Genomic DNA, 21482 nt, shown 5'->3' with positions numbered 1-21482 from the left:
GGGTGATTTCCTTCTTCGGTCTTTGGCCAGAAGCGGTCGATCCGATCCGGCAAGCGGATTTGATGTGCCCTGCACGGGTTGAACTGAAGCCTTCCTGCTCAGGAGGCTGCCGAGCGGCGCCCGATCCGCGCCCTGACCGACGGCCATAGCGACCACAGCACGAAAAGGGCGGCGATAAACAGGATCGACCCACTGATCGGCCGGCTGAAGAACACGGTATAATCCTGATGCGAATTAGCGATCGATGTCAGGAAATAGCGCTCTGCCAGCGGCCCGAGGATCACACCCAACACCAGTGGCGCCGAGGGGAAACCCACGCGCTTCATCACCCAGCCGATAACGCCGAAGACGAGGCAGACATATACATCGAAGATATTGTTCCTCACCCCGTAGGCGCCGATCAGGCTCAGGATCACGATGAACCCGGCCAGAATTGCCGGCGGCGTTCGCATCAGAAACGAAAATATCTGCGCGACGCCGACGCCCGCCCCGATCATCAGGATATTGGCGATGATCATCGCCGCGAAGATAGTATAGACCATGGACGGGTCCATAACAAACAAGAGCGGCCCGGGATTGACGCCCTGCAACATCATCGCGGCAAGCATGATCGCGGTTGCCGCACTGCCCGGAATTCCCAGTGTCAGAAGCGGAATCATCGCAGCCCCGGTGGTGGCATTCTTGGCGGCTTCCGGCGCGGCCAGACCGCCCTCGACGCCGGTGCCGAACTCTGCGCCGCGCGGATTGACCTGTTTTTCCACCCCGTAGGATATGACGGCCCCCGGCGTCGCGCCCGCGCCCGGGATGATGCCGATAATGCAGCCCAGACCCGAGCCACGCAGGATCGCGCCCTTGACGTCAAGTATGTCGCGGAAACTGGCGCCGACCGCCTTGCCCTCGGTTTTCTTGGGGCGCAGATCGCGATCCGTGGCGACCAGATCGATGACCTCGCCGATGGCGAAAAGGCCAATCATGACGACAACGAAGCGAATGCCGCTTTCGATTTCGGGTACACCGAAACTGAAACGGGCCTGTCCGAAAAGCGGATCGACTCCGACCGTACCGATAGCCATGCCCACGAGCAGCGAGATCATGGTGATGACCGGCTTGTCCTTTGCGATAGCGATCACGCTGACCAACCCCAATACCGTCGCGGCAAAGAATTCGGGTTGCGAAAATTTCATCGCGAAGCTCGCGAAGGGCGCAGAAAGAAATGTCAGCATCAAAGCACTGATCAGCCCTCCGATAGCTGACGCGGTGACGGCAATGGTAAGTGCCCGCTTGACCTGCCCCTTCTTGGTCATCGCATAGCCATCCCAGGTGGCGGGCAATGACGCTGGCGTTCCCGGCACGTTGATCATGATCGCCGAGATCGAGCCTCCGAAGACGCCTCCGACATAGATGCCGCCCAGAAACAGCATCGCATGGGTGACATCCATCGTATAGGTGAAGGGCAGCGCCATCGCCATTGCGTTGACAAAGGAAATCCCCGGCAGCGCGCCCGCGATCACACCGACGAGCAAACCGATGACAACGGTCAGGAAGGCAGCGATCTGGAAGACGGACTGAAAGCCGCCCAAGATGAATTCAAGGGTCTGCATCACGTGCGTCCTTCTCTCAATAGATCCCGATAAGCTGCAATAGCGCGATGGTGAAACCTTCGAACGCCCCCATGCCACGGCTTAGCGGCATCAACGCCAGACCCATGAACACCCATAGCAGCGCAACCGTGCCGATACCCGGAACCAGCAGCAATACCAGCGGATTGCGCAGCCCCCCGTAGAGGCACCAGATGAACAGGAACAGCATCGTCGCAAGCGGGAAGCCCAGGACGGGCAGCAACCAGCCAAAGGCAATCACCAGCACGATGCCGATAATCGCCTTGCCGTAGTGATAAACGTCCTCGTCATGCGGGGCGGAGAGGCTGGCCGATTTCCTCGACCTGGCAAAGCCCCAGATCTCGATCGCCAGCCAGATCGCCGAAAAAACAGCAAGCGCCGCAAGAACCGCACCGGGCCAGGCAGCGGGGCCAAGGCCCGGAAGGCTGCCTCGCTGGCCGGCATGAAACATGAAACCAGGCAAAATCAATGACGCCAGCAGCAGCAAGGCCGGAACCAGCACCGGGATCAACCGCACCACTATCCCTTCGTCCTGCTGATTTTCGCTCGTATTGCTTTGGCTATCCCTTTCGGGCGCTCCATCTGCGTAAGAATCTGTCATTGCTGCCTCGCCCCGCCTTAGCTTTCAAGCTGCTCGGTGATCAGTTGCAGGAAATCCGTGACCATGCTCTGCGCTGCATCGCCGGTCACCGGCTCGATGCAACTGTAGGTTTCCGTGCAAAAATTCTGCCATTCCTCGCTGGCAAGAACATTTCCCAGCGCAGCTTCAAGTTTCTCGACGATGGCCGGATCGGTACCGGCGCGCACGGCAATCGCGCGGAAATTATCCAGTCCCGAAATATCGTGCCCCAGCTCGGTCGCCGTCGGCACGTCGGGAAACGCCGGATGACGCTCCGCCGAGAAAGCCACGATCGGTTTCAGCTGCCCGGCCTCGATAAATTGCGCGATATCGCCCGGTTCTTCATACAGTACCGCCGTATGCCCACCGATAGGCGAGGCATAACGTTCGCCCGGGGCCTGGAAGGGCACATTCTCCATCTGGATGCCATCCCTGGCCAGCAACTTGAGCGTGACATCGTCCTGCGTGCCATAGCCCGAGGTCGCGACGGTCAATTCCCCGGGATTGGCCTTGGCATATGCAAAGAGATCTTCGGCGGTCTGATATGGACTATTGGCCGCGACGAACAGAAATGACGGAGAGTTCTGCACGACCGAAAGCACATGGAAATCCTCGGGCTTGCTGTCGCCCAACCCTGCCGCCCAAGAAGCGACCGTCAGCGAGATCAAGGTACCGATCGTGTAGCCGTCAGCAGGATCGGTGCGCATCTGCGTCAGTCCGGCATTACCCGAAGCACCCGCGACATTGGAAGCCGGGATAGATACCCCAAGCTCTGCCTCCAGCATCTTCCCGATCTGACGGCCCATGATATCCGTGCCGCCGCCGGGACCAAAGGCCACCACCATCTGAATGGGCCGCTGGGGATAGTCCTGCGCCATCGCCGCCGGCGTGATCAGCCCCGCCGTGACAGCGCCGGCCAGCACCGTTTTAAGTGAATGATACAGCGTCATTTATGTCTCCTCCCTTTGTGACCGACATCCCTCATGGGGCTCCCCCGCCCCATTCCCTCCCACGGGCAGGCGCGGCGTCACTCGGTCATTTGTGCCAGCCGCAGGCGTTGAATCTTGCCGGACGGTCCTTTCGGTAATTCGTGCAGCAGATGAATGACATCCGGCGTCTTGAACTTGCCCAGGCGCTTCTCGCATAGCAGCGAGATGTCCTCGGCCCTGAGTACCGATCCCTCGCACAGGACCACGGCGGCCTCGACGCGTTCGCCATAGGTGGTGCATTTGCGCGCGAAGGCCGCGGCTTCGATCACATCCGGCAGCGCATAAAGCGCCTCGTCGATCTCGCGCGGGGCGATGTTCTCGCCGCCCTTGATGATCAGCTCTTTCAGACGGCCTGTGACGAAAACATAGCCATCCTCGTCGATCCGGCCCAGATCGCCGGTTCGCAGCCAGCCATCCGGCGTTAGCGCGACGGCGGTCGCCTCGGGATTATTCAGATAGCCCCGCATGATATTCGGCCCCCGCACGCATATCTCTCCCTCGGTCCCGGCAGGCAGGGGCGTCATGTCGCCGGACATGATCGCGACCTCGACGCCAATGCCCATACCGGGCGAGCCGATCTTGCGCAGCCCTGGCGGCAAGGGGTTCGACAGGATCTGTGCCGCCGTTTCCGTCAGCCCCATTGTTTCGATGATGGGAATGCCGAACCGCTCTTCGAAGGCGTTCTGTACCTCGACGGCCAAGGCAGCGGAAGCCGAGCGGCCGAACCGGATACGCTCGCGCACGGCCTTATCGGGCATCTGTGTGCCATGCAGGAGATGTGAAATGATGGTCGGGACGACCGAAAACCATGTTGCCCCGTGCTGCGCACAAATCTGCCAGAACCGGCTGGCCGAAAAACGTTCGCAAACGATCGCCGCACCGCCCGAGACAAGCGGCGCCATGATCGTCACGCATAAGCCGTTGATGTGATAGATTGGCAGGACGCACATCGCCCGGTCCGCGCGCATCAATTCATGCGCTTTCGCCGAGGTCCATCCGCCTGCAAGAAGGCTCGAATGGCTGTGCAGCACCCCCTTGGGACGCCCGGTCGTCCCCGAGGTATACATCAGCAGGGCATGGTCCGAGGCATCATGAAGGCACAACTCGCCGGGCATGGCATCCGCAGGCCAGGCAAATCCGCTCTCATCGGATGCGACGATCACCAATGGCCCGCCGTTTCCTTCAAGCGCCTGTTCCAGCAATTCGCGCTGCGACGCCGCAACCAGCACGATCCGCGCGCCGGAATGGCCAAGCGCATAGCCTATCGCATCCGCGCCCGCGACAAGGTTGATCATCGTCGCCCTGAACCCGCCGTAAAGCGCGCCGAACAGGCCCGCGACCGCGTTGCGCCCGTTCGGCAGCATCAGTGCAACGCTTTCACCCGGCGCCACACCCAGTCCCGCCAGCCGCACGGCGATATCCCGGGCTGCGTCGCGCAATTCGGACCAGCTCATGCGGGTATCGTCATCGGCAAAGATATGGCTGATCCCGTCCGGATCGTTACCGGCGCGGAAATCCAGCCAGTCGCGCACCGTTCCCACGGGCGGCCGGTTGGGATCGAACCTCATTCTCCGGCCTCCGCCCAGTATTCGCCGAAAATCTCTTCCACGGTCGGTTCACGTGACGGGATCTGCCGCACGATACGGGTACGCTGCATGAAATTCCGCCAATGCAGGTTGGAATCGATAGAGTTGCCGCCCCAGCTTCCGCAACCCATCGACAACGAGAAAGGCAATCCGTTGTCGAAAGCGCCGCCTGTCGCGAAACAATGCGCCTGATTGACGATGACGCGGCAGACCGGAAGGCTCTGGCCCATGCTGATCGCGCGTTCATCGTCCTGCGTATGCAGGCCGATGGAATGTCCCGTTCCCTGATGGGCAAGGATACGGTGGGCGATATCCACCGCGTCCTCGAAATCCCGCGCCCGGTACAGCGCCGCGACACGACTAAGCTTTTCGCCGGATAGCGGGTGATCGGGGCCGATGCCCGCGGTCTCGACGGCAATGAAACGGGTGCTGGCTGGCAACCGGTCCGATAGCCCCAGCTTTTCCAGAAGCACATCGGCATCGCTGGCAATGATCTCGCGGTTCAGATGGCCATCGGGCCACAGCTGCGAAACGATCTCCTGCTCTTCAGAGGGCGGAATGACGGCGCCGCCTTCGGCCTCAAGCGCGGCACGGAACTCATCGAAGACGCTATCCGGCACGATCAGGGCGTTCTCCGAGGAACAGGAGGTCGCGTTGTCGAACGTCTTGGACGCGGCGATCTTGCCCGCCGCGCTCGCCAGCTCCGCGGTTTCATCCACGATTACGGCGACATTCCCCGCACCCACACCGATTGCCGGTGTGCCGCTCTCGTAAGCCCGGCGCACATTGTCCTGACTGCCGGTGACGACAACCAGATCGGCGGTTTCCAGCAGGCGCTGCGTCTTGGCCTTGGATCCCGGCGCAGGCAGCATCTGCACCAGCCGCTTGTCCTCGCCGATCCTGTCGAACTCCGCATGGATGAATTCCAGCAACAATTCGCAGCACGCGACCCCTTTGGGCGAGGGCGACAGGATGATCGCATTCCCGCATTTCAAAGCATTGATGACATTGTTCGCCGGCGTGGCGGCTGGATTGGTCGAAGGGACCACAGCGCCGATCACTCCGATGGGACGCGCAATTTCAATGATGCCGGTCGCAGGATCGTCCGACAGGATGCCAAAGGTCTGCGCCTCGCGGATATCCCGCATCAGGCCAAGCGTCTTCCGATGGTTCTTGATGATCTTGTCGGCGACGTTGCCAAGCCCGGTCGTCTGCACCGCCAGTTCGGCCAGTTGCCGGTTGCGTCCCGGCTCCATGATCGCCCATCCGGCAGCCTGCGCCGCCCGGTCATAGCGCTGCTGGCTGCCGCCTGCCTCATACCCGGCCTGCGCGGCGCGTGCCCGCGCCATCATGGAATCTACCGCCAACAAGTCGTCGGGAACATTCATATGCGCCACATACCTTTGCTTCTGAACGATGAAGCCGGCCGGAAACCGGCTGCCGGATCCGCCGCCTTATCGTTTGCAAAAAAGCGGTTACCGACTTGCGAATCTGACGATAAGGGATGAAAATAGTTATGCAAATGTTTTCATTAATTTTGTATAGAGGGCATATAAATAATGAAAAAACAGCGGCATAAAACAGATATCGTTTCCGTTGCAAACCTTGCGGGCGTCTCTGCCGCGACGGTTTCGCGGGCACTGAATCATCCCGATCTGGTGCAACCGGCGACCCGCAAAAAGATCGATCAGGCGATTCGCAAATCCGGATATATCCGCAATCGCGCGGCACAAACGATCCACGGGCGGCGCAGCGGCACGATCGGACTCGTGGTGCCAACGGTGGCCTATGCGATCTTTGCCGAACTGGTTCAGGCATTCAATGACGCGGTCAGCGAACGCGGTTTCACCCTGCTTCTCGCGTCACATGGCTATGATCTGGATACGGAATACGGGCTGGTGCGCAAATTGCTGGAACATCGGGTCGATGCCTTGGCATTGATCGGCCTGGACCACAGCGCGGACACCTATCGGGTACTGCGCGAGCAGAACGTGCCGACCCTGGCGATCTGGAATTTTGACGCGGAATCCCCGGTCTCCTGCGTCGGCGTGAACAATGCCGAGATCGGGGGTATCGCGGCCGATCATCTCATCATGCTGGGGCATCGTCGTATTGGTACGATCTTCCCCTCGACTGGCGAGAACGACCGCGCCCGTTCCCGGAAATCGGCTGCCTTCGAGCGTTTCCGCGCCGCCGAAGCCGATCTTGACGAAACCTGGCAGATACAGACCCCTTACAGCATCGCACAGGCGAAAGATGCCTGCCTCGATCTGCTGGCACGACAGGACCGGCCGACGGCACTGTTATGCGGCAATGATGTCATCGCGCAAGGAGCGATCTACGCGGCAGTGAAGCTTGGTTTATCGGTGCCGAAGGATATCTCGATCATTGGCATAGGCGATTTCGCAGGCTCTGCGGAACTGGAGCCCGCCCTGACGACGGTACGCATTCCGGCGCGGCGGATCGGCGCGATTGCGGCAGAGCATCTGGCCGCCGCCGTTGACCGGGCCGAGGAAGATTTCCTTGTCCGCACCCGCTTCGAGGCCGAACTGATCATGCGCGCAACCACAGCCGTGGCGCGCACGAAGTGACGCTTAAAAATCTGAATATGCGCCGCAGCGTCAGGGGAAGTGACGGCTGCTGATCAACGCCCGCGTCAAACGGAACCGCCCGGAAACACGTCGCGATCAGCCTGCCTGTATCGGCGCAGGCAGCAAGGCTTTCAGCTTCGCGAAACAGGCTGCTGACAGAAGCAGCGACAGCCCGAATTGCGCGGGATAGCCCAGCCAATGGATGATTTGCCCCGCAAGCACTCCGAACGCCATGCTTATCAAAGCATCGGCGCATTGGAATATGGTGAAGTCGACGCCGGCCTGCGCGGGATCTGACCATGCCATGAACCGCGCATATAGCGCCACGAACCCGACCGCCATGAAGGCGGGCGAGACGATCTGCACCATCCACGGCAATCCCGGCACCAGCATTGCCACACCCGAAGCGGCAAGCAGGCAATAAATCAGCACTACCGCCTGCGCCCCAAGCGCCGCCAGAAGCACGAAAGGCGCGCCAAGGGCGGATACGATCACCCCGCCCAGCAACGCTCCTGCCAGCCCGGTGATCATCGCTCCGGTCGCGCCGAAAACGCCGATATCGGTCAGGCTGAAACCGTTATCCACCAGAAACGGCCCGAAATACCCGGTCGAGGATTTCATGGCCGAAACGTAAAGCGCGGTAACCGCAAGTCCCTGCAAGGTCGTGGGCCGTACCAATGCCGCGCGCAGGCTGGGTCCGGCGGGTGCCGGCGGCCCCAAAGGCCGGGGCTGGCGAAGCAGCACAAAGGGCATGCTGCAGGCAAGCATCAAGGCCAGCATCGTCATCATGCCCGGCCCCCAGCCCCAGCGGCCAAGCGCGACCAGCACCAACCCTCCGCCAAGGGCCGCGCCGACATAGGCGCCGCCCACCTGCATCGCATTGGCCCAGCCGTAATCCTTTGGCGAAAACGCTTCGACCGCATGACCATCGCAGGCGATATCGACCGTGGCGGTCGCCGTGGCGATCAGCATCAGCCCGGTCAGCATGACAGCGAAAGGCGCGGTTTCCGCCCGGATCAGCATGATCCCGATCAGCACGGTTGCGGCCCAGCCAAACATGATAACGCCGCGCGTCCGGGTCCTGCCCGGAGCGGGACGGCGCCAGCTTTCGACCTGCGGGCTCCACAGCATCTTCAAAGCCCATGGCAGCACCAGCAGCGACAGCAGACCAAGATGGTCCAGCGCCATGCCCTGACTACGCAGATAGGCAGGCAGGGCCGTCCACATGAAACCGCCGATGACACTTTGCGCGACATAAAGCCCACCCAATGAGATCAGGGCAACCGGAAGGGCGTTTCTCATCGCTCGGGTCCGTATCCGCAACGCTGTCAGAAGCGGCGCGACAGATTCAGGTCGATGGTGCGACCCTCATCCTGGTAACACCAGCCGGCGGTGCAGGTCTGTTCCCTGCGGTCCAGCAGATTGCGCACGTTCAGTTGCAGCAGCGTCCCCGCATGGCCCTGCTTCGCAAAATCATAGGACAGGCCAAGATCGACATAGGTACGGCTGGGATTGCGCATTGTGTTGGTATCGTTCCCGAAGCTTTTGCCGACATACCGAATGCCGCCCATCAATGCGAGATTCTCCATCGCACCCGAGGGAATGGCGTATTTGGCAAACAGCGACAGCGTGTCATTGGGCGTGCCCGACAGTTCCTTGCCCTCGGTCCCCTCGGTTCCCTTGTCGATCGTCACTTTCATATGCGTATAGGAAGCGACAAGATTCAGGCCATTGTCCAGGGTGCTGTTCGCCTCCAGCTCGAACCCGCGCGAGGTCAGATTGTAATCTATGCCACGATTGCGCCCGTCATCCCCCACGACCAGCACCATGCCATGATCCTGCCGGATATCGAACACGGAAGCGGTAATCATCGTATTGCCATCCGGCAACTCGTATTTCAGGCCGACTTCCTTTTGCAACGCCTCGGTCGCCTCCGCCGGAGCGCCTCTGCTATCCGAAGCATTTTCATAGACCTGGCTGATATTCGGCGCGAATGAGGTGGATATATTCGCAAATGGCGTCACGCCATTGGCGAATTCATAGGAAATGCCCAGACGACCGGTAAAGGCTTCGTCTTTCTGCTGACCCGCACTGACCTCGCCGGTCTCAAGATCCACGTCGGCATAATCCGTCGTCACCCAGTCATAGCGCGCCGAGGCCGAGATGGTCAGTGCATCCCGCTCGATCTGGTCGGCAAGGTAGATACCTTTTTGCGTCTGCTTCCGCGAGGCATAAAAAGGCACATCCATGGCATCGTTTGCCGCCTGCCCCAACACCGTGCTGCCGGTATGCGCGTCATATTTCGCCAGCGTGTAATCCGCACCGAAGGCCAGGGTATGGGCGAAGCTGCCGGTCTCGAACCGATGCTCAAGTATGGCGTCGATCACATGCGTGCTGGCATCTTCATGGTAGCGCGTCCAATTGACCGGAACCAGATCATCTGCCGATGTGCCCGCCCGGGCGGCATAGCGCATGTCGCTGCGCACTTTCGTATAGCGATAGCTTTGGCGGAACTGCGTGCTGCTGCCCAGATCCTGCGTGTATTCATAACCCAGCAGGAATTGTTCCTGATCGTAGATATTGTAATCGGGATCGCCCGCAGGCTCGTCCGTCACCTTCCAGTCCGATGCGGGAAGACTGCTGTCGAACCAGTTATATGCCATCGCGCCGGTGCGGCTTTTGGCATATTCGCCCATGACCAGCAGCTTCTGGGTGTCGGAAATCTGATAGGAAACCGAAGGCGCAATCAACACATGGTCGTCGGCATAACCGTCCAGATGCGTATCGGCATCGCGCGCCACTGCGGTAAAGCGGTAAAGCAGGTTCCCGTCCTCATCCAGTGGCCCGGTAAAATCCACCGATGCCTGTGTCCGCGCATTGCTGCCATAACTAAGACTGGTTTCGTGGAAAGGTGTATCCTTGGGCCGCTTGCTGACAAGATTCACCACCCCGCCCGGCGTGCTGACTCCGAACATCGAGGATGCCGGGCCTTTCAGCACCGCGATGCCTTCCAGCGTATAGGGATCGTTCCGGTACCACGATGAAAGCCCGTTGAAGCTGCGCAACCCGTCGCGGAACACCCCCGTCTGATAGGCAGGGAAACCGCGCAGGTAAAAGGCGTCGTAGCGGGTGTCAAAGCCAAACACGCCCGGCGTTGCCGACGACGTATAGCTAAGCGCCTCAAGCATGGTGCGCGGGGCCTGATCTTCAAGCTGATCCTGCGTGATGACACTGACCGACTGCGGCAGGCGTTTGATTTCGGTATCGATCCGCATCGCCTGACGACCGGACCGGGCAAGATAGCCATATTGATCCAGCGTATCGCCACTTTCGGCATTCAGCACGATCTCGTCCAGCACCACGGTTTCCTGCGCAAGGACGAATGAAGGCAGAACCGTGCCGGCAAGCAGCACTCCCAGAAAGCGATTAAGCAATTCAGATCTCCTGTCAGGGCAACATGTCGCGCAGCTGGCGCGTGTGCGGGCACCATAGCGATGCCCGTTACCAGAGAAAATTGATTGAGTGTTTTTATCGGAAATTGCGACTTTCCTGCCACAGTAATCTTGTTGCGAGGTTACGACATCGTATGGCTCTGCCCGATGGATACCGTGACCGGCTTTCGATATGTAACCCGGCATGGCCCATTAAACCTGAGGGGGACAAATTGCGGATCACATGTCTCAACGGCTGGGGAGGAAAGCTTCACGCTGAATTGGCCGCCTATCTGTCCGTGAACAGCCCGGATCTTTTATGCCTTCAGGAAGTCATCCACAGCCCCGGCAGTGAAAAGGAATGGCTGACATACAGGGATGGCGATCACATGCTTGCGCAAAGGGCGAATTTCTTCAGGGATATCTGCGAAATTCTGCCCGACCATATAGCAATCTTCTGCCCCGCGGCCCAGGGGGTTCTGTGGGATGATGACAAGCCTGTTCCCTCGCAATGGGGGCTGGCGACCTTTGTCCACAGATCGCATACCATCATAGGACAGGTTCAGGGATTTGTGCACAAGGATTTCTCGCCCGATGGCTTTGGCGAACATCCGCGTTCAAGAAATGCGCATGGCGTTCGTATCCATGATAACAGCGCCGGCCGGACGATCAGCGTCACCCATATGCACGGCCTGCGCGATCTCAACGGAAAGATGGATACGGCCGCACGCGCGGCACAGGCCCGCCGGCTGCTGGAAATCTCGCAGCAGGTTTCGCGGGCCGACGATCTTGCCGTGATCTGCGGCGATTTCAATGTAGAGCCAGACAGTGAAACCATCGCCCTTCTGGAACAATCGGGAATGACCGAACTCGTAAGAAGTTGCGGCTTCGAAGGCACCCGGACCTCTCATTACAGGAAGCCCGGAAAATTCGCCGATTACATGCTGATCAATCAGCCAGAGGCGGTGCGGGCATTCGATGTGGTCCATGCACCCGAGGTCTCGGATCACTGTCCGCTTGTCCTGGACTTGTAGCGCCTCCCTCCCCCTGGCGTTTATTGCGGGTCATCTCCTCTCACATTTTTCGGTTATGTGCCGGTTGTGTTTTGCGGGATCGGGGCTGTGTTGTTGTTGATGTTTTCCGGCCTGCACTGCGGTGATCGCGGTGGCGTATATGATGTCCTCGGTGGTGCATCCTCTCGACAGGTCGTTTGCGGGCTTGGCCAGGCCCTGGAGGATCGGGCCGATGGCGGTCAGTCCGCCCAGGCGCTGGGCGATCTTGTAGCCGATATTGCCGGCGGCCAGATCGGGGAAGATGAACACGTTCGGGCGCCCGGTCAGGCGGCTGCCGGGGGCCTTGCGGGCCCGGATCGCCCCGTCAAGCGCCGCGTCGAACTGGATCTCGCCATCCACCTCCAGATCGGGATCGGCGGCGCGGATCAGGGCCAGCGCCTCGTGAAGCCTGATCAGGCTGGGATGCTGGGCCGAACCGGCGGTCGAGAAGCTCAGCAGCGCGATCCGCGGCGTCTCGGCCAGCACCTGCCGGCAGCTTCCGGCCGCCGAAAGCGCGATGGCGGCCAGCTCATCCGCATCGGGCGCGACCACCAGCCCGCAATCGGCGAAGATCATCCCGCCCCGGACCGGCGCATCCGGCGCGCAGGACAGCATCAGAAAGAAGCTGCTGACGATCCCCGCATCCGGCGCCCGGCCGATGACCTGCAGGGCCGCGCGCACGGTCTCGGCCGTGGTGGCCACCGCCCCGCCCACCGTGCCGTCGGCCTGACCCAGCCGCACCCGCATCGCCGCCTGACGGATCGGGTCGCGCATCTCCTCCAGCGCCCGGGCCGCCGTCATGCCCTTCGGCGCCCGCAGGCGATGCCAGTGATCGGCAAGCGCCGCCAGATCGGGCGCATCCGCGGCGCGCAGGCCCCTCACCCCCGGCAGATCCGGCCCGTCCATCAATGTGATCCGCGCCAGCCCCTCTTGCGTCAGCCGCAGCGCGGCCCCGGCCACGCGCGGGTCCCCGCCCTCGGGCAGGATGATATGGCGCGGAGTGGCGCGGGCATCGGACAGGATGCGTTCCAGCGGTTTCATGGATGTTCCTCATGCTGTGACATGCGGGCAAGTGACGGTGAAAGACGGCAGCCGCGACGGCAGCGGCAACGAGCGCGCCCGGCGGCGGCGGACATCCCGGCCGCAACATGGTGGGCGCGCCGGAATGTCCGGGCAGGAATTGCGCCGTCACCGCCACCGGAACCAGGGCGGCAAATCCGGGACAGACGGCCCCCGGCACATGCCCCGAGAGAAGCGGGCCCCGAGAGAAGCGGGCCCCGAAAGAAGCGGGCCGCGAGAGAAGCGGCGCCGTTCCCGTCATGATCGCCGGCCCGCGGAAAGAGAGCCGGCGGACACCCCGCCGGCGCCGCTCATGCGGGGGGTCTCATGCGGCGCCCTGCTGCGGGCGCATATCGGCGGGATCGATCCCCGCCACAACCACCGGCTTCTTCATCGCGTCGCGGCGGAAGGGCTCGCCCAGTTCCTGGTTCAGCAGCACCTCGATAAAGGTGGTCTCCCGCGACGCCATCTGCCGTTCGACCGCCTCGTGCAGCGCCGAAGTCAGCTCTTCCTGCGAGCTCACCTGCACGCCCCGCGCCCCGCAGGCCTGCGCGATCCCGGCATAAGAGGTGCCGCGGTCCAGTTCCGTGCCGACGAAATTGTTGTCGTACCACAGCGTCGTGTTCCGCTTCTCCGCGCCCCATTGATAATTGCGGAAGATCACCATGGTGATCGCCGGCCAGTCGTCGCGCCCGCAGGCGGTCATCTCGTTCATCGAGATCCCGAAAGCGCCATCCCCCGCGAAGCCGATCACCGGCGTGTCGGGATTGCCAAGCTTGGCCCCCAGGATCGCCGGGAAGCCATAGCCGCAGGGGCCGAACAGGCCCGGCGCCAGATATTTGCGCCCCGCCCCGAAGCTGGGATAGGCATTGCCGATGGCGCAGTTATTGCCGATATCGCTGCTGATGATCGCGTCTTTCGGCACCGCCTGCATGATCGCCCGCCAGGCCTGACGGGGCGACATCAGCCCGGCATCGCGGGTGCGCGCGCCGGCATTCCATTCGGTGCCCGGATCGTCATCCTCGTGATCCAGGCTGGACAGTTCCTGCGCCCAGCGCGATTTGGTCTGCGCCACCAGATCGCGCCGCTCCTGGCGCCCCTGATCGCCGGCGCTCTCCGAAAGCTGCGCCAGAATGCCCCGCGCCACCTTGCCCGCATCGCCCTGGATGCCCACCGTCACCCTTTTTGTCAGCCCGATCCGGTCGGCATTGATATCGACCTGGATGATCTTCGCATCCTTCGGCCAGTAATCGATCCCATAGCCCGGCAGGGTCGAGAACGGATTCAGCCGCGTGCCCAGCGCAAGCACAACATCGGCCTGCGCGATGATCTCCATCGCCGCCTTCGAGCCGTTATAACCCAGAGGGCCCATGGCCAGCGGATGCGCGCCGGGGAAGCTGTCATTATGCTGATAATTGCTGCAGACCGGCGCATCCAGACGCTCGGCCAGCCCGACCAGATCGGGGATCGCCCCCGACAGCACCACGCCCGCCCCCGACAGGATCACCGGGAAGGCCGCCCCGGACAGCAGCCTTGCCGCCTCGGCCACCGCCTGCTCGCCCCCCGAGGGGCGCTCGAACGCCACCACCTGCGGCAGATCCACATCGATCTCCTGCGTCCACATATCCCGCGGGATATTGATCTGCGCCGGCGCAGAGTTGCGCCAGGCCTGCAGGATCACCCGGTTCAGAACCTCGGGAATGCGCGAAGGGTCGCGCACCTCTTCCTGATAGCAGACGCAATCCGCGAAAAGCCGCATCTGCTCCATCTCCTGGAACCCGCCCTGACCGATCGTCCTGTTCGCCGCCTGCGGCGTCACCAGCAAAAGCGGCGTGTGGTTCCAATAGGCCGTCTTGACCGGCGTCACGAAACCCGTCACCCCCGGACCGTTCTGCGCGATCGCCATCGACATCTTCCCTGTCGAGCGCGTGAAACCATCCGCCATCAGACCCGCATTCGTCTCATGCGCACAATCCCAGAAACGCACCCCGGCACGCGGAAAAAGATCGCTAACAGGCATCATCGCAGAACCGATGATCCCAAACGCATGCTCAATACCATGAAGCTGCAATACCTTAACAAAAGACTCCTCAGTCGTCATTCGCATCACTATTAATCCTTATCTGCGCTCATCGCGGAAGTGGTAGAGTTTGTAGAGGCCCCATTGACCAAGCCGCCGGAACGGCGTCTTCCAGCCTTCATGCGGCAATTCGTTGTTGAAGATCGGCAGGTCGGGCAGGGTTTCCCCCGCGACAAGCTGCGCCATGCGGCGTCCGGCCATCGCGGAATACATCACGCCGTTGCCGCCATAACCAAGCGCATAGAACGCGCCCGGCAGGTCGGGCAGGCCGGTGATGCGGGGCATCATGTCATGGCTGACATCCACCCAGCCCCACCAGCTGTAATCCAGTTCGATCCCGCGCAGGGCGGGGAATTTGCGTGCCATACCTTCGCGCAAAGCGTTCAGATGCGTGGGATTTGCCGCATCACGCCCGGTAATCGCGGCGCGTGAACCGATTTGCAGCCGGTTGTCGGGCAGCAGGCGGTAATAATGGCGCAGCGTCCGCGTATCCGTCAGCGGCGAAAGCTTCCGGATGCCGATGGCTTCCAGTTCTCCCGCGTCCAGCACGCGGGTGACGATGCTGTTCGACATGATCGGCATCAGCCGGTCCTTCAGTTGCGGATGCAGCCCCCGCGGCGCATAGGCTGCCGTCGCCACCGCTACCCGGCGGGCGCGGACGGTGCCGCCCGGTGTGCGCAGATGATGGATCCCGTCGCGATAGTCCCAGCCCTGCACCGGGCTGTCGGTATGGACCTTCGCCCCAAGTTCCCGCGCCACCCGCAGATAGCCGAAGGCCAGTCTGGCGGCGTGGACGCCAAGACCGTCGGGTTCCCACATCGCGCCATGAGCCTCCATGTCGCGGGCGACGGTCTGGTGCAACTCATCGCGGGTCAGGATCCGGGCATCATAGCCGAAGCTGTCGCGCAGCAATGCGGCTTCCGTTTCCAGCGACGGCAGGACCGAGGCCTTGTGGGCGATGTAATAATGCCCGCCATCCTGTGGATCGCAATCGATCGCGTGGTCGCGGATCAGCCCCCGGAACAGATCGAAGGCTTCGCTGATCTCTGTATGAAGCCCCCTGGCCACGTCCAGACCCCAGCGGTCGATCCACTGGCTGCGCTTCAGCCGGCCGGAGCTGATCTGCGCCTGCCCGCCATTGCGGGTCGAGCAGCCATAGGCGACGCCGTTCGCCTCTAATACCGTGGCCTTGATGCCGTGCATCTTGGCCAGATGGATCGCGCAGGACAGGCCGGTATAGCCCGATCCGATCACCACCACATCGGCATCCATATCGCCCGTGACCCGGCCGTCATCCTCGGGCGCGGGACCGGCGGTGCCGATCCAGTAGCTTGGCGCATAATCGCTGCGCGGACCCAGTACGGGTGCGGTCATCGGATCGTAGAACGGATCGAAATCGACCGAACCCGCGCGTTTCGGGATTGCCTGCATCGCGGCCTCACCCTGCCGGAACGACCGGGGCCGGAATCGCCGGGCGCTGTTTGCGGATGGCCTGTTTTTCGACGATCCAGCCATCCCTGATCCGGAAAAGATCCACGCCCTGCACCTCGGTCCGGGTGCCGTCGGGATTGGTGGCGCGGAATGTCCATTGACTGACGCCGCGGGTGCCGTCCTCGGACAGGAAATGGCTGTGATCGGCCCATTGCACGTCCGGCATCGCGGTCCAGACGCCTTCGAAAGCCTTTGCAATGGCATCCCTGCCTTCGATCCGGTTACCATATTCGTGGTCGCCCGCGACGGTATAGAATACGCAATCCTCGGCGAAATGGGTCATCACCCCGGTGATGTCATGGCGGTTGAAGGCGTCGAAGGTGGCCTGCAAATCCTTGGCTGTCAGTTTATGGGACATGAAATTCTCCTTGGGTCAGTAGCCCAGCGCCCGTGGCAACCACAGGGCAATCTGGGGAAAACAGGCAATGACGAAGATCGCGCCGGTAGAAGCGAGCGCGAAGGGCAGCGCGCGCATGCTGAGCCGCTCGATCGAGGCCCCGGAAATGCCCGAGGCGATGAACAGGTTCTCGCCCAGTGGCGGGGTCTGGAAACCGACCGACAGCGTGCAGATCATGACGATGCCGAAATGGATCGGATCGATGCCGACCATATAGGCGACCGGTAGCACCACCGGCACAAGGATCATGATCGCGGCCAGCGTTTCCATGAACATGCCGACGATCAGCAGCAACCCGATGATCAACGCCCAGATGGCATAGATGTTTGTCGTCAGGCTCAGCACGCTTCCGGCGATCATGTCGGGAACGCCGTTCTCGACCAGGACCCGGCCGAAGATCGTCGCCGAGAACAGCACCAGCAGCACACGGCCGGAAAGCCATGTGGTTGCCTCCAGCGCCTTGCCTATCTCGTGCAGGTCAAGCTCGCGATAGATCACCGCGCCGATGAACAGCGTGTAGAAGATGGCGATGATGGCGGCCTCGGTCGGGGTGAAGAAACCGCCATAGATGCCGCCCAGGATAATCACCGGGGCAAGCAGCGCCCAGAAGCCCTGATAGCAGGCGCAGAAGAATTTGCGCAGCGACAAGGACTCGGCTGAGCCGCGGAAGCCCTGCATCCGGCAGCGGATATAGTTCATGATCAGCAATCCGCCCGCCATCACCACGCCCGGCAGGAACCCGGCGATGAACAGCTTCGAGATCGAGACGGACTGGAACTGCCCATGCGCCTCGACCGCTTCGGGTGCGGGCGCGATCCCCATGGCCGAGATGCCGAAGATAACCATCGGGATCGAGGGCGGAATGACGATACCCAGACCACCCGCCGCCGCGGTCACCGACCCGGCGTAATCCTTGCTGTAGCCGGAACGGACCATGGCCGGGATCATCAGCATCCCGACTGCGGCCGTCGTCGCAGGTCCCGAACCCGAAATCGCGCCGAAGAAAAGGCAGGCCAGAACCGTGGCGGCGGAAAGACCGCCGGTAAACGGCCCCGCAAGGCTTTCGGCCACGTTGATCAGCCGCCGCGACAGGCCCGCGGCCTCCATCAATGCGCCGGCAAGGATGAAGGAGGGCAGCGCCATCAGCGGGAAGGTCCCCACCGAGGACCAGGCCATCTGCACCATCTTGATCGGGCTGTCGCCCAGATAAAGCATGGCGGCCAGCGCCGCGACGCCCAGGGCCACGGTAATCGGCGCACCCAGCGCCATCAGCAGGACGAAGGCGCCGAACAGGACCTCTACAAGATAATCGTTCATTTCCTGTGCTCCCGCTCGTAGGCCCTCTGTTCATCCTCGGCCAGTTCAAGCATTTCCTCGATCTCGACCTTGTCCGGGTCATGCGGATCCTTCCCCATGACAAGCTTGAGATAATTCACCTGCAGGATACGAATGGTCATCAACGCGAATGCGATGGGCAGCACCAGATAGACATAGCGCATCTCCCAGCCCAGGGTCTGGGCCTTCACGAAGGGCCGCAACCGGCTGATGAAGATGGTGGCCTGCCAGATGAAGACGATGTTGAAGCCAACCCAGATCAGGTCGCCGATGGCCTCGATGATCCGGGCGGTCCGGCGCGGCATGGCCTTCAGATGAAACAGGACCCGGTTATGCGCCGATACCCGGGCGGCGTAGGATGCGCCAAAATAGGCGAACCAGACGAACAGGATCACCGACAGTTCCTCGATCCAGGTGACCGAGAAGCCGAATAGTTGCCGGGCAACGATCTGCGCGAATAACAGCGTCACGAAAACCGCCAGCAAGGCACGGCATATATAGCTTTCAAGCTTGTCCAGATGTGTCCAGAGCGTAGACATGACTGCCCTCCGCTGAAGGTTCAAAAGAGTGACGGGCGGGAAATGGCAGCGACGGGCGACATGGCGACGCCCGCTGCTGCTGCCGGCCTGTTCCTATTCGACCGGATCGCGTCCCAGCGCGGCCAGCACACCGTTCAGCACGTCCTTGCCACCGATCTGGTCATAGAATTTCGGCCATACGGTCGTCGTGGCCAGCTCGATGAATTCCTGTTCGTCATCTGCGGGCTCGGTGATTTCCATGCCGCGCTCGACCAGATCGGCCTTGATCTTGTCTTCTTCCTCGCGCAGGAACGACGCCGAGAACTGCGTCGCCTCCTGCCCGGCCTCCAATATCTGCTGCTGCTGTTCCGGCGACAGGCTTTGGAACAGGCTTTCCGAGACGATCAGCGGCTCGATCGAGAAGATATAGCGCAGGTTCGTGATATGCTTCTGAACCTCGTCGAATTTCATCGCATTGATGGTCATGTAGGGGTTGTCCTGCCCGTCCACGACGCCCTGTTGCAGCGCGGCAAAGGTTTCGCCCCATGCCATCGGGGTCGGGTTGATACCCCATGACTTGTAGCTTTCGATCATGATCTCGTTGCGCGGCACACGAACCACCAGCCCCTGCATATCGGCCACGCTTGCCACCGGGCGCTTGGAATTGGTCAGCACGCGAAAGCCCGAATAGCCCCAGGCAATGATACGCACCCCGGCGTCATTGATGGTCTGCTCGATCATCTGCTGGCCGACCTCACCCTGGGTCAGGGTCTCGGCATCGTCCTGGCTGAGGATGACATAAGGCAGGGTCAGCGTGCCGACACTGGGAGAAAACGGCATGACGTTGTTGATCGCAAGGATCGAGAAATCCAGCGTGCCGGTCGCAGCGGCGGTGACAGTGTCCTGTTCGTCGCCCAACTGACCGTTGAGAAACAGCCTGCCGGTCATCTCGCCGCCGGATTTTTCCTGAAGCGCTTCGACAAAGGCCTTGCCAAGCGCCTCTTGCGTGCCGCCGGCGCCGTCGCCGACGGCGATGCGGTATTCGGTCGCTGCGGCAGGAAGAGCAGGCAGGCCCAAAGACAGGGCAAGCACGGTTCCACCGAGGATCCGGGTGATGAATGACATGAAGACCTCCTTGTTGTGTATCGCGCCGCATTATTCGCGGTCGCCGGTGTGGCAAGATGTTGCAGGTGACGGCGCGTCAGGATAGGTCCAGTTGGAAACAAAGATAGGTCCAGATGAGCAATCGCATCCCCGTCGAGATGATCTTCCTGCGCGACAAGGATGCACCGACTCTGCAGGGCCGGCTGGCCGCCGCGATCGTGCGGGCGATCCTGGAAACCCGCGCCCGGCCCGGCATGCGGCTGCCCTCAAGCCGCAGTCTGGCCGCCGCGCTGGGTTTATCGCGGATGACGGTCACGCTGGTCTATCAAGAGCTTGTCGGACAGGGCTATCTGGAAACCCGCGCCCGGTCGGGGATCATGGTGGCGGGAACGGTACCGCATCGAAGACTTCGGGTTCAGCAGCCGCAGCAGGGCGGCACCACGCTGGACTGGGAAAGCTGGCTGGCGGATCATCATCCGCAACAACGGGTCATCCGCAAACCCGCGAACTGGCGCGAATACCGCTATCCGTTCATCTACGGGCAGCCCGATCCCAGCCTGTTCGATCACAACGCCTGGCGCGACTGCGCGCGGCGGGCCTGGGGCACGCGGGATTTTTCCGATCTGGCGGTGGATCAATACGGAATCGACGATCCTTTGCTGATCGATTTCATCTGCTCCAACACTTTGCCGCGCCGGGGTATTCATGCGCAGCCAGACGAGGTTCTGGTGACGCTTGGGGCGCAGAACGCATTGTTTCTGGCCATCGAATTGCTGGCCCGCCGCGACCGGCTGGCGGTGACCGAAGAACCCGGCTATCCCGACTTCGCCGAAACCCTGCGCCGGGCGCAAAGCCCGACCACTTTCCTGAACGTGGATGAGGGCGGCCTGAACCCCGAGATGCTGCCCGAAGGGACCCGGCTGGTCATCGTCACCCCCAGCCACAACATCCCGACCGGCGCTACCATGCCGCTGGAGAGGCGACACGATTTGCTGGCCCGCGCCGCCAGCCATGATTTCCTGATCGTCGAGGATGATTATGATTTCGAAATGTCCTATCTGGCGCCACCTGCCCCGGCGTTGAAATCGCTGGATCAGGCGGGGCGGGTCATCTATATCGGCAGCTTCTCGAAATCGCTGTTTCCCGGGCTGCGCATCGGCTACATGGTCGCGCCTGCGCCGCTTATCACGCGGGCACGCAGCCTGCGCTCGATCATGCTGCGCCATCCGCCGAACCATTTGCAGCGCATTACCGCCTATTTTCTGGCATTGGGGCATTACGACGCGCATATCGTGCGACTGCGCGGCGCATTGAAACACCGGCGCGAACTGATGAAGACCGCTCTTGCGCGCACATCGTTGCGGATCGCCGGGGCATCGCGGTCCGGCGGATCCAGCATGTGGATCGAGGCCCCCTCTGGCATCGACAGCCGCCTTCTGGCCCTGCGGCTGCAGGAGGACGGCGTGCTGATCGAGCCGGGGGACGTGTTCTTCGAAACTCCGCCCGATCCTTGCCCATTCTTCCGTCTCGGCTATTCCTCGATCCAGGACGCCAATATCGAGCCGGGTATCGGGATTATCGCCCGCCGCGCGCTGGACATATGACGCCTGC

At 61.8% G+C, this 21482-nt stretch carries 17 protein-coding genes; 3 read left to right on the top strand and 14 right to left on the bottom strand.

The window, feature by feature from the left end; all coding sequences use genetic code 11:
• Positions 1 to 98: 98 nt before the first annotated feature.
• The 5 genes from Q0601_RS02785 to sauS form a co-directional block, all read right to left on the bottom strand.
• Positions 99 to 1601 (bottom strand): tripartite tricarboxylate transporter permease, encoded by a 1503-nt coding sequence (locus Q0601_RS02785; RefSeq protein WP_305286905.1) that lies wholly within the window; start codon positions 1599 to 1601, stop codon positions 99 to 101.
• Positions 1602 to 1617: 16 nt separating this feature from the next.
• A complete protein-coding gene (locus Q0601_RS02780; RefSeq protein WP_305286904.1) occupies positions 1618 to 2220 on the bottom strand; it encodes a tripartite tricarboxylate transporter TctB family protein in 603 nt (200 codons plus the stop codon).
• 17 nt (positions 2221 to 2237) lie between these two features.
• On the bottom strand, positions 2238 to 3188 hold the full coding sequence (locus Q0601_RS02775; protein WP_305286903.1) for a Bug family tripartite tricarboxylate transporter substrate binding protein: 951 nt from the start codon (positions 3186 to 3188) through the stop codon (positions 2238 to 2240).
• A 77-nt stretch (positions 3189 to 3265) separates the two neighbouring features.
• Complete coding sequence (locus Q0601_RS02770; RefSeq protein ID WP_305286901.1) at positions 3266 to 4795, bottom strand: AMP-binding protein; 1530 nt, start codon at positions 4793 to 4795, stop codon at positions 3266 to 3268.
• Positions 4792 to 6201, bottom strand: coding sequence for an acylating sulfoacetaldehyde dehydrogenase (sauS, locus tag Q0601_RS02765; protein ID WP_305286899.1), 1410 nt, complete (start codon positions 6199 to 6201; stop codon positions 4792 to 4794). The genes Q0601_RS02770 and sauS overlap by 4 nt, the downstream gene beginning before the upstream one ends.
• 171 nt (positions 6202 to 6372) lie before the next feature.
• Here sauS and Q0601_RS02760 point away from each other — a divergent pair, with 171 nt between their 5' ends.
• Complete coding sequence (locus Q0601_RS02760) at positions 6373 to 7404, top strand: LacI family DNA-binding transcriptional regulator (RefSeq protein WP_305286897.1); 1032 nt, start codon at positions 6373 to 6375, stop codon at positions 7402 to 7404.
• Positions 7405 to 7500: 96 nt separating this feature from the next.
• Here Q0601_RS02760 and Q0601_RS02755 read toward each other — a convergent pair whose 3' ends face one another.
• Both Q0601_RS02755 and Q0601_RS02750 read right to left on the bottom strand, forming a co-directional pair.
• Positions 7501 to 8706: an MFS transporter gene (locus Q0601_RS02755; protein ID WP_305286895.1), complete on the bottom strand. Its 1206-nt coding sequence runs from the start codon at positions 8704 to 8706 to the stop codon at positions 7501 to 7503.
• 26 nt (positions 8707 to 8732) lie between these two features.
• Entirely contained in the window at positions 8733 to 10838 is a 2106-nt protein-coding gene (locus tag Q0601_RS02750) for a TonB-dependent siderophore receptor (RefSeq protein ID WP_305286893.1), read from the bottom strand.
• 230 nt (positions 10839 to 11068) lie between these two features.
• On the opposite strand from Q0601_RS02750, the gene Q0601_RS02745 reads away from it, so the two are divergent.
• Positions 11069 to 11869, top strand: a complete 801-nt coding sequence (locus tag Q0601_RS02745) for an endonuclease/exonuclease/phosphatase family protein (RefSeq protein ID WP_305286891.1) — start codon at positions 11069 to 11071, stop codon at positions 11867 to 11869.
• A 30-nt stretch (positions 11870 to 11899) separates the two neighbouring features.
• Here the strand turns inward: Q0601_RS02745 and Q0601_RS02740 are convergent, their stop codons facing one another.
• The 7 genes from Q0601_RS02740 to Q0601_RS02710 all read right to left on the bottom strand — a co-directional run bounded on the left by Q0601_RS02740 (position 11900) and on the right by Q0601_RS02710 (position 19892).
• Positions 11900 to 12928, bottom strand: coding sequence for a phosphate acetyltransferase (locus Q0601_RS02740; protein ID WP_305286890.1), 1029 nt, complete (start codon positions 12926 to 12928; stop codon positions 11900 to 11902).
• Between the two features lie 343 nt (positions 12929 to 13271).
• Positions 13272 to 15053, bottom strand: a complete 1782-nt coding sequence (gene xsc, locus Q0601_RS02735) for a sulfoacetaldehyde acetyltransferase (RefSeq protein ID WP_305286888.1) — start codon at positions 15051 to 15053, stop codon at positions 13272 to 13274.
• A gap of 12 nt (positions 15054 to 15065) precedes the next feature.
• Positions 15066 to 16457, bottom strand: a complete 1392-nt coding sequence (locus Q0601_RS02730) for an NAD(P)/FAD-dependent oxidoreductase (RefSeq protein ID WP_305286885.1) — start codon at positions 16455 to 16457, stop codon at positions 15066 to 15068.
• Between the two features lie 7 nt (positions 16458 to 16464).
• Positions 16465 to 16875: a nuclear transport factor 2 family protein gene (locus Q0601_RS02725; protein ID WP_305286883.1), complete on the bottom strand. Its 411-nt coding sequence runs from the start codon at positions 16873 to 16875 to the stop codon at positions 16465 to 16467.
• A 15-nt stretch (positions 16876 to 16890) separates the two neighbouring features.
• Positions 16891 to 18231: a TRAP transporter large permease gene (locus tag Q0601_RS02720; protein ID WP_305286881.1), complete on the bottom strand. Its 1341-nt coding sequence runs from the start codon at positions 18229 to 18231 to the stop codon at positions 16891 to 16893.
• Complete coding sequence (locus Q0601_RS02715; RefSeq protein WP_305286879.1) at positions 18228 to 18788, bottom strand: TRAP transporter small permease; 561 nt, start codon at positions 18786 to 18788, stop codon at positions 18228 to 18230. Before Q0601_RS02715 ends, Q0601_RS02720 begins: the two co-directional genes overlap by 4 nt.
• 93 nt (positions 18789 to 18881) lie before the next feature.
• Complete coding sequence (locus tag Q0601_RS02710; RefSeq protein ID WP_305286877.1) at positions 18882 to 19892, bottom strand: TRAP transporter substrate-binding protein; 1011 nt, start codon at positions 19890 to 19892, stop codon at positions 18882 to 18884.
• Between the two features lie 113 nt (positions 19893 to 20005).
• Between Q0601_RS02710 and pdxR the strand changes: the two genes are divergently transcribed.
• Positions 20006 to 21475, top strand: a complete 1470-nt coding sequence (gene pdxR, locus Q0601_RS02705; protein ID WP_305286875.1) for a MocR-like pyridoxine biosynthesis transcription factor PdxR — start codon at positions 20006 to 20008, stop codon at positions 21473 to 21475.
• Positions 21476 to 21482: the final 7 nt, after the last annotated feature.

The organism is Paracoccus wurundjeri (genome assembly GCF_030678915.1).
In the GTDB taxonomy this organism is placed as follows: domain Bacteria; phylum Pseudomonadota; class Alphaproteobacteria; order Rhodobacterales; family Rhodobacteraceae; genus Paracoccus; species Paracoccus onubensis_A.
This window is presented reverse-complemented; position numbering and strand designations above follow the sequence as displayed.

Coding starts and splice junctions, on each gene's coding strand:
- Q0601_RS02785 (WP_305286905.1), bottom strand. CDS start 1,601: ATGCAGACCCTTGAATTCATCTTGGGCGGCTTTCAGTCCGTCTTCCAG.
- Q0601_RS02780 (WP_305286904.1), bottom strand. CDS start 2,220: ATGACAGATTCTTACGCAGATGGAGCGCCCGAAAGGGATAGCCAAAGC.
- Q0601_RS02775 (WP_305286903.1), bottom strand. CDS start 3,188: ATGACGCTGTATCATTCACTTAAAACGGTGCTGGCCGGCGCTGTCACG.
- Q0601_RS02770 (WP_305286901.1), bottom strand. CDS start 4,795: ATGAGGTTCGATCCCAACCGGCCGCCCGTGGGAACGGTGCGCGACTGG.
- sauS (WP_305286899.1), bottom strand. CDS start 6,201: ATGAATGTTCCCGACGACTTGTTGGCGGTAGATTCCATGATGGCGCGG.
- Q0601_RS02760 (WP_305286897.1), top strand. CDS start 6,373: ATGAAAAAACAGCGGCATAAAACAGATATCGTTTCCGTTGCAAACCTT.
- Q0601_RS02755 (WP_305286895.1), bottom strand. CDS start 8,706: ATGAGAAACGCCCTTCCGGTTGCCCTGATCTCATTGGGTGGGCTTTAT.
- Q0601_RS02740 (WP_305286890.1), bottom strand. CDS start 12,928: ATGAAACCGCTGGAACGCATCCTGTCCGATGCCCGCGCCACTCCGCGC.
- xsc (WP_305286888.1), bottom strand. CDS start 15,053: ATGCGAATGACGACTGAGGAGTCTTTTGTTAAGGTATTGCAGCTTCAT.
- Q0601_RS02730 (WP_305286885.1), bottom strand. CDS start 16,457: ATGCAGGCAATCCCGAAACGCGCGGGTTCGGTCGATTTCGATCCGTTC.
- Q0601_RS02725 (WP_305286883.1), bottom strand. CDS start 16,875: ATGTCCCATAAACTGACAGCCAAGGATTTGCAGGCCACCTTCGACGCC.
- Q0601_RS02720 (WP_305286881.1), bottom strand. CDS start 18,231: ATGAACGATTATCTTGTAGAGGTCCTGTTCGGCGCCTTCGTCCTGCTG.
- Q0601_RS02715 (WP_305286879.1), bottom strand. CDS start 18,788: ATGTCTACGCTCTGGACACATCTGGACAAGCTTGAAAGCTATATATGC.
- Q0601_RS02710 (WP_305286877.1), bottom strand. CDS start 19,892: ATGTCATTCATCACCCGGATCCTCGGTGGAACCGTGCTTGCCCTGTCT.
- pdxR (WP_305286875.1), top strand. CDS start 20,006: ATGAGCAATCGCATCCCCGTCGAGATGATCTTCCTGCGCGACAAGGAT.